This window comes from Streptomyces sp. NBC_00016 (genome assembly GCF_045040885.1).
GTDB classification, from domain to species: Bacteria; Actinomycetota; Actinomycetes; order Streptomycetales; family Streptomycetaceae; genus Streptomyces; species Streptomyces coriariae.
The window spans coordinates 2,018,692-2,032,371 of sequence record NZ_CP108304.1; the positions used below are offsets into that span (position 1 = coordinate 2,018,692).

Consider the following 13,680-nt stretch of genomic DNA (forward strand, 5'->3'; position numbering starts at 1 on the left):
GGGACGCGCCGGTCGGAGGGAAGCGCGAGGGAAAGCGCTTTCCCTCCTGGGCTCACCTAAGGTACGCCAGCCCGGGATGGACGTCGGTATAGCCCTCGACCAGCTTGCGGGCCACGTTCACCGAGTCGACCAGCGGATGCAGCGCGAACGCCTTCACGGCCGTCGTACGGGAGCCGGACTCGGCGGCGGCCAGCACCTCGCGCTCGACGCCCTTCACCGCGCAGACCAGACCGGTGGCGTGGTCGGGCAGCGGGGCCACGGCCACCGGATGCGCGCCGTTGGCGTCGACCAGACAGGGCACCTCGATGACGGCGTCCGCGTCGAGCACGGAGAGGGTGCCCTGGTTGCGGACGTTGAGGATCAGGGTGGTGCGCTCGTCCCGGGCGATGGCCCGCATCAGGGCGAGGGCCACCTTCTCGTAGCCGCCGGAGAGGTCGTCGGCGTCCCGCTCGCCGGCGCCGGCCGTCTCCCGGTTCTCGGCCATGTAGGTGGCCTCCCGTTCGGCGCGGGTGCGGTCCCAGGCGGTCAGGGCCGCGGCGTCGGGGCGCTTCATCTCCTCGTAGAAGCGGGCCTGCTGGTCGGCGAGGAAGGCGCCGCGGGTCTTCTCGACCTGCTGGTAGGCCCGTACGGCTTCCCGGTTGAAGTAGTAGTAGTGCAGATACTCGTTGGGGATCGCGCCGAGGGACTGGAGCCAGTCGACGCCGAACAGCTTGCCCTCCTCGAAGGAACCGAGCAGGTCGGCGTCGGCGAGCAGCCGCGGGAGTTCGTCGCGACCGGCGACCCGCAGCCCGCGGACCCAGCCGAGGTGGTTGAGACCGACGTAGTCGATCCACGCCTCTTTCGGGTCCGCGCCGAGCACGCGGGCGATACGGCGGCCGAGCCCGACCGGCGAGTCGCAGATGCCGATCACCCGGTCGCCGAGGTGACGGGACATGGCCTCGGTGACCAGGCCCGCCGGGTTGGTGAAGTTGATGACCCAGGCATCGGGAGCCAGACGGGCCACCCGGCGGGCGATGTCGACGGCGACGGGGACCGTCCGCAGACCGTAGGCGATGCCTCCCGCGCCGACCGTCTCCTGGCCGAGGACACCCTCGGCCAGAGCCACTCGCTCGTCGTGCGCGCGGCCTTCGAGGCCGCCGACGCGGATCGCGGAGAAGATGAAGTCGGCGCCGCGCAGGGCCTCGTCGAGGTCGGTGGTGGCGGTCACCCGGGGCGCGTCGGGGACGACGGCCGCCTGCTCATTCAGTACACGGGCGACTGCATACAGTCGACTGTCGTCCAGATCGTGCAGAACGACTTCCGTGACCCGACCTTCGGCGCGGTCCGTCAGGAGCGCCCCGTACACGAGCGGCACCCGGAACCCGCCGCCGCCCAGAATCGTCAGTTTCACGCTTGCACCTTTCCTGCCACGACCACCTCGACGCCCGCCTCCTCGAAGGAGGACCGGGTCGCCGGATCGACCGGCGTGTTCGTCACCACCACGTCCAGATCCTCGGGACCGCAGACCTTCGCCATGCCCGTACCCGGGAACTTCGCCGAGTCGGCGAGCAGGACGACCTTGTCACCGGCCTTGATCATGGCCCGCTTCACCGGCACCTCGACGACCGTCGTGTCCATCACCTGCCCGCCCGGACGCACTCCACTGGTCCCGAGGAACAGCCAGTCGGCATGCAGCTGGCGCAGGTTGTCCTCGGTGAGGAAACCGACCAGGGAGCGGTACTCGCGGCGGACCATGCCGCCGAGCAGGACCAGCTCGATGCCCTCGTCGTCGGCGAGCTCCTCGTAGACCACGAGGTTGCTGGTGATGACCGTCAGCCGGCGTCCGTGCAGCTGCCGGGCCAGGCGGTAGGCGGTGGTGCCGATGTCGAGGAGGACCGACTGACCGTCGGCGACCATGGCCGCCGCATGGGCGGCTATGGCGTCCTTCTCGCCCACCCGCACTTCGGCGACCTCGGCGAAGGGCTGGTCGCCCTCCTCCGCGACGGCGCCGCCGTGCACCCGGGTGAGCAGGCCGTCCTCCTCGAGTTTCACCAGGTCACGCCTGATCGTGGCGGGGCTCACACCCAGCTGCTCGGAGAGATCGGTCACGGCCGCGGGGCCACCGGAGCGCAGGGCCCGCAGGATGAGTTGATGTCGTCGTTCTGCCAGCACGGCATGAACACTACTCGTCATCTTCAATCAAATCTATGCTCACTTCTGCTGAGGTATTGACCAATGTCGCCGAGGGGCGCACGATTCCGGTCACCGAATTGAAGAGTTTTGACGAGCTCCCCTGACGGGACGAGCTCCCCCGGCGAGGAGGATGTGCGGTGGACGACGACCGGCCCGAGGTGCTGCTCACCGGGCTGCTCTTCTACGACCTCGTCCTCACGGGGCTCGGCGGACCGCCGACGCCGGGCGAGGAGATCTGGACGGCCGGCATGGGCTGCGGCCCCGGCGGCATCGCCAACCTCGCGGTGGCCGCGTCCCGCTTCGGCCTCAGGACCTCACTGGCCACGGTCTTCGGCGACGACTTCTACGGTGCCCACTGCCACGAGGTGCTCGCCGGTCAGGAGGGCGTCGACCTCGCTCTCTCCCGCGTGGCCGCCGGCTGGCACACGCCGGTCACCGTCGCCCTCGCGCACGGTCACGACCGCGCCCTGGTCACCCACGGCCAGGAGCCGCCGTACTCGCAGGACGTGCTGATGGGCGACCCGCCCGAGGCGCGCACGGCCCTCGTGCACCTGGAGGCCGAACCGCGCGCCTGGCTCGCCAAGGCGGCCGCGAACGGCACCCAGATCTACGCCGACGTCGGCTGGGACCCCACCGAGCAGTGGTCCAGCGACCTGCTCGACCAGCTCGCCCTGTGCCACGCCTTCCTGCCCAACGAGACCGAGGCGATGGCGTACACCCGCACCGACAGCGCGATCGCCGCGCTCGGCACGCTCGCGGAGCTGGTGCCGGTGGCGGTGGTCACCCGCGGCGCCGACGGCGCGATCGCGGTCGATCAGGCGACCGGCGAGTACGCCGAGGTCTCCGCCCTTGACATCGATGTCCTGGATGCGACGGGCGCCGGTGACGTGTTCGGCGCGAGCTTCGTGGCGGCCTCGCTCGGCGGCTGGCCGCTGGTCGAGCGGCTGCGGTTCGCCGTCCTCGCCGCCGGGCTTTCGGTGCAGCACCACGGCGGGGCACTGGCGGCCCCCGGCTGGTACGGCATCGACCGCTGGTGGCGCGCACTGCGGGACCCCGAACTCAAACGGGCGTACGGCTTCCTCGCCGACCGCATCCCGGCGGACGTCGGCCCGCCCGTGCGGTACGCGCCGGTCACCCCGCCCGCCCCGCGGCCCTGACCGCGCCCGTGCCCGGAGGACGACCCCACGCATGCCCCTCGATTGCACCCCGTCTGCGAAGACGCGAACAGATCCGAAAGGCGGTGGGAGCTGTGCGGCTCTCACGTAGAGGCCTGCTCCGTGCGGGCCTGGCCGGTTCGGCCGCCACGGCGCTCGGCGGCCTGGCGTCCGGCTGTGCCGTTCCGACCGGTTCGACCGGCCGGAACATGGTCCTGTGGTACTGGGACGGAGGCCTGGGCGACACGGTCGTCAAGAACGCCAGGGCCCGCTACGACAGCTCGGTCGACCTCCAGGCCATCAAGATCGGCGGCTACTACCGGTCGAAGCTGATCACCACGATGGCCGGCCGCGCCCACGTCCCCGACATCGCGGGCCTGAAGGGCGAGGACATGGCGTCCTACCTGCCCAACGCCGACCAGTTCGTGGACCTGCGCACGCTCGGCGCGGACAAGTACAAGTCCCGGTACCTGCCCTGGAAGTGGGAACAGGGCATCGCGGACGACGGCAGGATGGTCGGTTTCCCGATCGACTGCGGGCCGGTGGCCCACCTCTACCAGCACGCCGTCTTCCGCAAGGCCGGGCTGCCCTACGAGCCCGCCGACGTGTCGAGAGAGCTCGACACCTGGGAGAAGTTCTTCGCGGCGGGCGAGCGGCTCAGGCAGCGGATACCGGGGACCTCGCTGCTCACCGACGTCAACAGCGTCTTCGAGAACGTGGTCCAGCAGGGCAGCGAGCGGTACGTCGACAAGGACCGCCACTTCATCGGCGACCAGGAGCATGTGCGCAACGCCTGGGCGCTCGCCGTGGAGGCCAAACAGCGCAAGATCGTCTCCAACCTGGTCAACGGCACCCCGGACCAGCTGTCGGCCGTCGAGGACGGCAAGCTGCCGAGCCAGCTGGGCGCCTCCTGGGCCACCAGCGACCTCAAGAACGGCGTGCCGAAGACCAAGGGCCGTTGGCGGGTGGCCGACATGCCCGTGCGGCCCTCCAACAACGGCGGCTCCTTCCTGTCGGTCACCAAGGCGTGCCGGGAGCCCGAGCGGGCGTTCGAGATCATCAGCTGGATGCTCGACGCGGGCAACCAGGCGCAGGGGTTCGTGGACGCCGGGCTCTTCCCCTCGACCCCCGCCTCGTACGACCTGAAGCAGGTGCGCGAGCCGGACGAGTTCTTCGGCGGTCAGGTCACGATGGACATCTTCGGTCCGGCCGCGCAGAAGATCGTGGTCGCCTACAACAGCCCGTTCGACATCGCACTCGGGCAGCCCATCAAGGACGAGATCAAGAACGTCGGCGTCCTCGGCAAGGACCCGGATCAGGCCTGGAGTGACGCCATGAGCAAGTGCCGGCGGATCGCGAAGCACCTGGGGGTGAGCTACTGATGGCCACCCTCCCCGCGCTGGAGAGGCCCCCGGCGGTCGTGGCGGACGTCCCCGTCACCCGGCCCCGGCAGGGCTTCCGCAAGTACTGGCACCTCTACGCCGCGATCTCCCCCTTCTACCTGCTCTTCCTCTGCTTCGGCCTGATCCCCGTCGGCTTCTCGCTCTACCTCTCCTTCCACCGCTGGGACGGCCTCGGCTCGATGGAGTGGGCGGGACTGTCGCAGTACCGGTACCTGCTGAGCGACTCCGAGTTCTGGAGCTCGATCGGGACCACGATCGTCATCTGGGCGCTGGCCACCTTCCCCATGATCTTCCTGGCGATGGTGACGGCCGTGATGCTCAACTCGGCGGTCCGTTTCAAGAACCTTTACCGCGTCGCCTACTTCCTGCCGAACGTCACCTCCGTCGTGGCGATCGCGATCATCTTCGGCTCGGTCTTCTCCACCAACTTCGGCCTGGTGAACGCCTTCCTCCAGGCAATCGGTTTCGACCAGATCGCCTGGCTGAACACCCCGTGGGGCATCAAGATCGCCATCGCGACGCTGATGACCTGGCAGTGGACCGGTTACAACGCGATCATCTTCCTCGCCGGTCTCCAGACCGTCCCGAGCGAGCTGTACGAGGCGGCGCGCATGGACGGCGCGGGGCCGGTGCAGACCTTCTTCCGGATCACGCTGCCGATGATGCGGCCGGTGCTGCTGTTCGTGCTCGTCGTGTCGACGGTCACCGGTCTGCAGAGTTTCTCCGAACCCCAGGTGCTGCTCCAGAACACCTCGAACGACTCGACATTCTCGGGCGGTCCCGGCCACGCCGGCCGGACGATGGTCCTCTACTTCTTCCAGCAGACCTTCGACAACAACGACTTCGGCTACGGCGCCGCCGTGGCGTGGGGCATCTTCCTCGTCGTCGTCCTCTTCTCGATCATCAACTGGCGGCTGGTGCAGCGCCGGGGCGAAGAATAGGGAGGCCCGCACACCATGGCATCCACCCAAGAAACACGGCGCGCCAAGGGGATCGACGGGTCCCGCCGCAGAGGGATCGGGCTGCACGCCGCTCTCGTGCTCGGTGTCCTGCTCTCGGCCTTCCCGTTCTACTGGGCCGTGATCATGTCGACGCACACGTCGTCGGAGATCTTCTCCTACCCGCCCAAGCTGCTGCCGGGCACGCACTTCCTGGAAAACGTCCGCAGCCTTTTCGACAACATCGACTTCTTCGGCTCGATGTTCAACTCGCTGCTGGTGGCGGGATCGGTGACCTTCCTGGTCCTGTTCTTCGACTCGCTGGCCGCCTTCGTCTTCGCCAAGTTCGAATTTCCGGGCAAACGGTTGCTGTTCGTGTTGCTCATGTTCATCTTCATGGTCCCGGCGCAGCTCCAGGCCATCCCCCAGTTCGTCATCATGGCGAAGCTCGGCTGGATCGGCTCGATGACGGCGCTGATCGTGCCGGCCGCCGCCAACGCGTTCGGCATCTTCTGGATGCGCCAGTACATGAAGGGCGCGATCCACGACGAACTCCTCGACGCCTCCCGCATCGACGGCGCGAACTTCCTGCGCCAGTACTGGCACGTGGCCCTCCCGGTGGTCCGGCCGGGACTGGCCTTCCTCGGCATCTTCACCTTCATGGGCCAGTGGAACGACTACGCCTGGCCCCTGATCGCGCTCACCAACCCGGACAACGTGACCCTCCAGGTCGCGCTGTCCCAGCTCAACGGCACGCATGGCACCACGGACTACGGAATGGTCATGACCGGCGCGCTGCTCGCCCTGGTCCCGCTGCTCATCGTGTTCGCGATCGGCGCCCGTCAGATGATCGGCGACCTCGCGAAGGGAGCGATCAAGTGACCGATCCGCTGCTGGCGCTCCGCCCCTGGGAGGCACCCGAGGTGACCTCGTGGGGACGGCTGCCCATGAACGCCGTCGACCGGCGCTCCGGAGCAAACTCCCTGGACGGCGACTGGCGGTTTCGGTTGCTGTCCGCTCCGGACGCGCCGGTCGGCGGTCCCTGGTCGACGGCATCCGTGCCCGGCGTATGGACCATGCAGACCATCGAGGGCAGTGCCGACCTTCCGCTGTATCTGAACGTCCGTATGCCGTATACGGAATTCCCCCCACTGTCGCCCGCGGACAATCCGACCGGTGTGTACGAGCGGGAGATCGACATCCCGGCCGAGTGGGCCGGGCGCCGCATCGTGCTCCAGGTCGGGGCCGCCGAGAGCGTGCTGCTGGTGCACGTGGACGGGCGGCCCGTCGGCATCTCCAAGGACTCGCATCTGGCGGCCGAGTTCGATCTGTCGGGCGTCGTACGCCCCGGCGGCCGGTCCGTGCTGCGGCTGACGGTCGTCAAGTGGTCGGACGCCTCGCACATCGAGGACCAGGACCAGTGGTGGCATGCCGGGATCACCCGCCCGGTGCTGCTGTACGCCACCGACCCGCTGCGGCTGGCCGACGTGAGCGTGCGGGCGGCGCGGGACGGCGTGCTGCGGGTCGACTGCCAGGTACGGGACGCGGGCGGAGCGCTGCCCGCGGGCTGGTACGTGAGCGGGGAGCTGGACGGCCTGCCGCTTGCGCAGGACGCGGAGTTCGACCTGGCCAACGCCGAGGAGGAGCGCGTCTCCGCCTTCCTCGGCGAGGCACGGCTGGGCGCGCGGGTGCCCGAGGTGCGCACCTGGACGGCCGAGACGCCCGAGCTGTACGACCTCACGGTCCGGCTGCACCGCGCCGACGGCAGCGTCGCCGACACCTCCCGCCACCGGGTCGGCTTCCGCGATGTGTCGATCGTCGGCCGGGATCTGCTGGTCAACGGCGAGCGGGTCTTCATCCGGGGGGTGAACCGGCACGACTTCCACCCCCTGACGGGACGGACGGTGTCGTACGACGACATGCGCGCCGACCTGGTGCTGCTGAAGCGCTTCGGCTTCAACGCGATCCGCACCGCGCACTACCCGAACGACCCCACGCTCTACGACCTCGCCGACGAAATCGGTTTCTACGTCGTCGACGAGGCGGACATCGAGTCCCACGACCACGCCCACGAAATCGCCGACGACCCGCGCTACCTGAACGCCTTCGTCGACCGGGTCTCGCGGATGGTGCTGCGGGACAAGAACCACCCGTCGGTCATCATCTGGTCGCTGGGCAACGAGTCCGACTACGGCGCCAACCACGACGCCGCCGCGGGCTGGGTGCGCCGGCACGACCCGACCCGGCCGCTGCAGTACGAGGGGGCCGCCAAGCTCGGCTGGGCCGATCCGGAGGTCGCCTCCGACATCGCCTGCCCGATGTACGCGCCCCTGGAGGACTGCGTGGCGCACGCGCTGTCCGGGCGGCAGACCAAGCCGCTCATCCAGTGCGAGTACTCCCACGCGATGGGCAACAGCAACGGCACGCTGGCCGACCACTGGGCCGCCATCGAGGCCACCCCGGGTCTTCAGGGCGGGTTCATCTGGGAGTTCTGGGACCACGGCATTCTCCAGCGTGTGAACGACGGAAGACCGGTCGGGCGTGGGGGCGCCGGACTCTATGACAACGCTGTCGCCGCGCCCGGACACCGCTGGGCGTACGGCGGCGACTTCGGCGAGAAGGACCACGACGGCGCGTTCATCGCGGACGGCGTCGTCTTCCCGGACCGCACCCCGAAACCGGTGATGTACGAGCACCGGGAACTCTCCGCTCCGGTGCGGCTGCACGGCGTCGGGCCGCAGGGGGTGACGGTCTCCAACCACCAGCACTTCCGGGGCCTGGAGTGGCTCGCGGGCGAGTGGGAGCTGTCGCTCGCCCACGGCGGGACGCTCACCGCGCAGGCCGAGCTGCCCGATCTTCGACCGGGCGGCACGGTCGAGGTGCCGCTGCCGTTCGCGTTGCCGGACGACGGCGGCGAGGCGTGGCTGACACTGCGGGTGACGACGGCCCAGGATCTGCCGTGGGCTCCGCGGGGTACTGCGGTGTGCGCGCCGCAGGTGCGGTTGCGGGCGCCGGTCCCGGTCGAGGACCCGGTGGGCTCCGGCCGCGTCGAGATCGACGCCGACGGACTCCTGGTGCACCCTCTGCTGACTTCCGCGCCCGCGTTGTCCCTGTGGCGGGCGCCCACCGACAACGACGAACTGGGCGGGGCGGCGCCGCGCTGGCGGACATGGGGCCTGGACGCCCTCGTGCGCCGGCTGGTGTCCGTGCACCAGGAGGGCGACGGGGTCACCGTGCTCGCCGAGTACACCGGCACCACCGGCGTCGTCCGGCACCGGCAGGTCTTCACGCCGGTCGAGGGCGGCATCCGGATCGACGAACAGGCCGAGCTGCCCGCGGAGTTCGACGACGTGGCCCGCGTGGGCTCGGTCTTCGAGACGGTGGCGGGACCGGACCGGCTGGACTGGTTCGGACAGGGCCCCTGGGAGTCGTACCCCGACCGGAGCGCGGGCGCGCCGGTCGGCCATCACCACGCCCGGGTCGACGCGTTGTTCACCCCGTACCTGCGTCCGCAGGAGAGCGGCGGCCTGCACGGTGTGCGGCGCTTCACGCTCTCCGCGCCGGACGCCACCGGCTTCTCCGTCACTCTGGACGAGCCGCGCCAGGTCTCCGTCACGCGCTACCGCGCCGAGGACCTGACGGCCGTCACCCATCACGACGAGCTCGTCCCACGCGCAGGCTGCGTGGTGCACCTCGACGCGGCGCACCGCGGCCTCGGCACGGCGTCGTGCGGCCCCGACACCTTCCCCTCCTATCTCGTCGCACCGGGCGTCCACCGCTGGAGCTGGACCCTGCGCGTCCTCTGAACTCCCTTTGCCAACAACGGACTTACCTACGGAGCACCCGTGTGTACTTCGCATGCCCAGGAACAGGGCGAGGCCGCGCAGGCCGGTGCCGGAAGACGCGGTTTCCTGCGGGCCACCGCGCTGCTCGGCGCGGCCGCCACGGCCGGACTCGCGCTGCCGGCCTCCGCCGAGGCGGCCTCCGCCCGGTGGCGCCCGGACCCGGAGAGCCGCCGGTTCACGCTCGCCGTCATGCCCGACACGCAGTACCTCTTCGACGGCCCGAGCATCGACAAGGCGCCGGTCGAGGCGTCCTTGCGCTACCTCCTCGACCAGGGCAAGCACGAGAACCTCGTATTCCTGTCCCACCTCGGCGACCTCACCCAGAACGGGGCGAAGGACGAAGTCGCCGCGATCAGCGAGGCGTTCGGGCTGCTCGACCGGCGCGGGATCGGCTACAGCGTGCTGGCCGGCAACCACGACGTGAAGTCGTCGACGACCGACCAGCGCGGCGCGACCCCTTACCTGGACGCCTTCGGCCCGCAGCGCTTCCAGGGGAAGCCCACGTTCGGCGGGGCCTCCCCCGACGGCTACAACACCTTCCACCTGTTCCGGGCGGGCGGCCGGGAGTGGATGGTGCTGGCGCTGGACTGGCGGCTGTCGGACAAGGGGTACGCCTGGGCCGCCGGTGTCCTCGACCGGCACCCGAGGACACCGGTCGTCCTGACCACGCACGAGCTGGTCGCCGAGGACGACTCCCTTTCGGCGTACGGCCAACAGCTGTGGGACCGGCTGATCGCGGACCACGACCAGATCTTCCTCACCCTCAACGGGCACTACTGGCCCGCCGGTCGGGCGACGCGCAAGAACGCGGCCGGACATGACGTCCAGCTGCACCTGACGAACTATCAGAACCGCTACTTCGGCGGCGCCGCCATGATCCGTCTCTACCGCTTCGACCTCGACCGGAACGTCATCGACGTGGAGACGGTCTCCCCGTGGATCCTCGGCCGGGCCGCGAAGGGGCTCAACGAGCTGGAGCGGCAGGAGATCGAACTGAGCGGCGACGCCGACCGGTTCACGGTCGACATCGACTTCGCCGAGCGCTTCGCGGGCTTCGATCCGGTGCCCGCGCGACCCGCCCGTCCCGTGTCGAAGGTGCTGGTGCGCGACACGGTCGCCTACTGGCGGTTCGACGGTCACGACGACGGTACGGCGGTCGGCGGCACCGTCCGTGACCTGTCCGGGCACGGCAACCACCTCGCCCTCGTCACGGTGAGCGGCGGCGCCCTGACCTGGTCGTCCGACCACCACCCCGACCAACCCGGCCACGGCAGCCTGGAATTCCGGGGATTCAAGTCCCCGCTGAAGGGCGCCTACCTGCGCACGGTCGACGGCGCCCCGCTCAACTCGGCCACTTTCGCGGACGGTTACACCATCGAGGCGTTCTACCGTCTCCCTGCCGACTGGGACCCGTCGCACCACGCCTGGTCGGGGCTGGTGAGCCGGACCGGAACAGGCGGCGCCGCGGGCAGGACGGGCGACGACCCCGACGAGCCGCTCGCCACCCTCTCCCTGTCCAACGACCGGGAACCGCAGTGGGCGATGCGTCCGCTGAACCAGGAGGGCATCGCCACCAACTGGGCTCAGGAGACCCCGCTGGAGACCTGGTGGCACCTCGCGGTCGTCAACGACGGCAAGCACACCACGCTGTACGTCGAGGGCTGCCCGGCGGTGCGCAACCCGAAGGCGGCGGCCGTCGGCGTCACCTCCGTCGGGCTGCCCTGGCTGCTCGGCGGCTACGAGTACGGCGGGCAGATCGACCAGATCCTGCACGGCCGCCTCGGTGACGTCCGGATCGTCTCGCGGGCGCTGCCCGTCACCTCCTTCATGAACCACTGACCTCCTTCATGAACCACTGACCTTCTGCACGAGGATCACCGTGACCGAGCAGCAGCTGCCCGCCTGGGCCGATCCGTCCGTCCCGCCCGCCGTTCTCGACGCCCAGGGCGTGTCGAGGCGCGGACTCCTGCGCCGCGCCGGCCTCTTCGGCGCCGCGTTCGCACTCGGCGGTGCGGCCGGCCCGGCCGTCGCCGCCACCGGCCGGGGCCACGGCGGTGAGGACCCGCGGCTCGCCTACCTGGTGGGCGACCACCACGTCCACTCCGTCTACAGCCACGACGCGAAGTACACCTTCTCCCAGCAGGCCCGGGCCGCCGCCCGGTACGGCCTCGACTGGATGGTCTTCAACGAGCACTCCAACTTCGGGCACGCCTCCTACGGCGCCGCGCTGGAGCACAAGGAGATCCTCCGGGCCCGCGCCGCGAACCCGCGCCAGCTGATCTTCCAGGGTCTGGAGTGGTACATCCCGGCCGCCGAGCACTGCACGGTGTTCGCCGCCCCCGGCCCGCACGAGGTCGACCTGCTCACGCGGTTCGAGCTCGCCTACGACGGCAAGCTGCTGGGCTACACCGAGGGAGCCGCCGGCGCGGCCGACACCGCCCGCAACGAGGCGCACGCCGTCAAGGCGGTCAAGTGGCTGGCCGAGCAGCGCCGCAGCGGCTATGTCGACGACGTCCTCGTCCTCGCCAACCACCCGCTGCGCCTCGGCATCGACTCCCCGCACGAGCTGCGGGCCTGGCGCGACGCGGCGCCCGAGATCATGATCGGCATGGAGGGCGCGCCGGGCGCCCAGGGCGCGGCGATCCCCGGCTGGCGCGGTGCCACGTCCATCCGCGGCGAGTACGAGAACAAGCCGTCCGCCCAGTCCTGGGCGGGCTACCCGGCGGACGCCTACGTCACCTACGGCGGCTTCGACTGGGCCACCGCGACCGTCGGTGGCCTGTGGGACTCGATGCTGGCCGAGGGCCGGCTGTTCTCGGTCACCACCAACTCCGACAACCACCGGACCGTCTTCGACACCTGGAAGAACGGTGACTGGCCCGCCGGACAGAACTTCGACAACACCGGCAGGCTGCCCGATCCGGTGAACACCGACACCCCGCAGGCCGGCAGCGACTTCTGGCCGGGGCAGTTCAGCCGCACCCACGTCGGCGTGACCCGCTACGGCTACCGCGCGGTGATGACGGGCCTGCGCGAGGGCCGGGTCTGGCTGGACCACGGGCATCTGCTCGACGGCCTGGAGGTCCGGCTGCGGCGGGAGCACAGCAACGGGCGGGGCGTCACGCTCGGCGGCCGGCTCCGGGTGCGCAAGGGCGAGAAGCTCACTCTGGAGATCACCGTCACCACTGCCTCCCGCCCCAACCCCCAGGGAGTCCTGCCGCAGTTGGCCCATGTGGACGTGATCCGGGGCGCGGTGCGCGGCGCGGTGTCCGACCGCGACACCTGGCGGGCTCCCGACACGAAGGTGGTCCGCACGACGGACGTGAGCGGCCGCAAGGGGACCTACACCCTGCGCGTCCCGGTCACGGTGGGCGACGAGTCCTGCTATCTCCGGCTGCGCGGCAGCGACGGCAACCGGAACGGAACGGGTTACCTGGGCGCTTCCGTGGACCCGCACGGCCCGATCCCGCACGAGCCGGGCAACGGCGACCCGTGGGCCGACACCTGGTTCTACGCCAACCCGATCTTCGTGGACGTCGTCGGCTGAGCGCCCCGAAAAGAGGTACGGAATTCACTCCCGCGTCCACGCGGGCGCGGGGAACCGCGCGACCGGCCACACCGGTCCCGCGGTTCTCCACAGCGCCGCCCCGGACGGCGGCGAGTCGCGGCGCCCCGCGGAGCCCTACGCGTAGAAGCGCGACAGACTCTGCAGCACCGCGGCCGGCTTCGCGCCCCCCTCGATCTCGATCGCCCCGTCGACGGTGATCTGCGCCCCGCCCGGCACGTCCTCGACCTCGGTCAGCTTGGCCACCAGGCGGATCCGCGAGCCGACCTTGACCGGCGAGGGGAAACGGACCTTGTTCAGCCCGTAGTTGACCTTGGTGGTGACGCCCTGGACGTCCAGCAGCTCGGTGAAGAGCGGGATGAACAGGGAGAGCGTCAGGTACCCATGGGCGATCGGCGCTCCGAAGGGCCCGGCGGCCGCCCGTTCGGGATCCACATGGATCCACTGGTGGTCCCCGGTCGCGTCCGCGAACGTGTCGATGCGCTCCTGGGTGACCTCGATCCATTCGCTGGTGCCCAGGTCGCTGCCGGCCAGCTTCTTCAGCTCGTCGAGACCGTTGACGGTGATGCTCATATGCCGTTCCTCACAGGAGAGTTCACAGGA

The 13,680-nt window shown here is 70.2% G+C and carries 10 protein-coding genes; 7 read left to right on the forward strand and 3 right to left on the reverse strand.

Annotation, left to right across the window (positions count from 1 at the left end):
* Nucleotides 1-52: 52 nt before the first annotated feature.
* Both OG933_RS09065 and OG933_RS09070 read right to left on the reverse strand, forming a co-directional pair.
* Nucleotides 53-1,390, reverse strand: a complete 1,338-nt coding sequence (locus OG933_RS09065) for a 6-phospho-beta-glucosidase (RefSeq protein ID WP_267021630.1) — start codon at nucleotides 1,388-1,390, stop codon at nucleotides 53-55.
* Nucleotides 1,387-2,151 (reverse strand): DeoR/GlpR family DNA-binding transcription regulator, encoded by a 765-nt coding sequence (locus tag OG933_RS09070; RefSeq protein ID WP_020129352.1) that lies wholly within the window; start codon nucleotides 2,149-2,151, stop codon nucleotides 1,387-1,389. The genes OG933_RS09065 and OG933_RS09070 overlap by 4 nt, the downstream gene beginning before the upstream one ends.
* 158 nt (nucleotides 2,152-2,309) lie before the next feature.
* Here OG933_RS09070 and OG933_RS09075 point away from each other — a divergent pair, with 158 nt between their 5' ends.
* The 7 genes from OG933_RS09075 (at nucleotide 2,310) to OG933_RS09105 (ending at nucleotide 13,059) form a co-directional block, all read left to right on the forward strand.
* A complete protein-coding gene (locus OG933_RS09075) occupies nucleotides 2,310-3,329 on the forward strand; it encodes a carbohydrate kinase family protein (RefSeq protein WP_362526827.1) in 1,020 nt (339 codons plus the stop codon).
* Between the two features lie 92 nt (nucleotides 3,330-3,421).
* The gene (locus OG933_RS09080; RefSeq protein WP_405626404.1) at nucleotides 3,422-4,708 is read left to right on the forward strand and encodes an ABC transporter substrate-binding protein; all 1,287 of its coding nucleotides are present in this window, start codon (nucleotides 3,422-3,424) and stop codon (nucleotides 4,706-4,708) included.
* Complete coding sequence (locus OG933_RS09085) at nucleotides 4,708-5,670, forward strand: sugar ABC transporter permease (protein ID WP_362526833.1); 963 nt, start codon at nucleotides 4,708-4,710, stop codon at nucleotides 5,668-5,670. Before OG933_RS09080 ends, OG933_RS09085 begins: the two co-directional genes overlap by 1 nt.
* Before the next feature lie 15 nt (nucleotides 5,671-5,685).
* Nucleotides 5,686-6,549, forward strand: a complete 864-nt coding sequence (locus OG933_RS09090; protein ID WP_020129348.1) for a carbohydrate ABC transporter permease — start codon at nucleotides 5,686-5,688, stop codon at nucleotides 6,547-6,549.
* Nucleotides 6,546-9,473 (forward strand): glycoside hydrolase family 2 TIM barrel-domain containing protein, encoded by a 2,928-nt coding sequence (locus OG933_RS09095; protein WP_405626405.1) that lies wholly within the window; start codon nucleotides 6,546-6,548, stop codon nucleotides 9,471-9,473. The genes OG933_RS09090 and OG933_RS09095 overlap by 4 nt, the downstream gene beginning before the upstream one ends.
* 39 nt (nucleotides 9,474-9,512) lie before the next feature.
* On the forward strand, nucleotides 9,513-11,351 hold the full coding sequence (locus tag OG933_RS09100; RefSeq protein WP_405626406.1) for a LamG-like jellyroll fold domain-containing protein: 1,839 nt from the start codon (nucleotides 9,513-9,515) through the stop codon (nucleotides 11,349-11,351).
* A 40-nt stretch (nucleotides 11,352-11,391) separates the two neighbouring features.
* Nucleotides 11,392-13,059: a histidinol-phosphatase gene (locus OG933_RS09105; RefSeq protein WP_405626409.1), complete on the forward strand. Its 1,668-nt coding sequence runs from the start codon at nucleotides 11,392-11,394 to the stop codon at nucleotides 13,057-13,059.
* Nucleotides 13,060-13,194: 135 nt separating this feature from the next.
* On the opposite strand, the gene OG933_RS09110 is transcribed toward OG933_RS09105, so the two are convergent.
* Nucleotides 13,195-13,650, reverse strand: a complete 456-nt coding sequence (locus tag OG933_RS09110) for a MaoC family dehydratase (RefSeq protein ID WP_362526846.1) — start codon at nucleotides 13,648-13,650, stop codon at nucleotides 13,195-13,197.
* Nucleotides 13,651-13,680 lie beyond the last annotated feature (30 nt).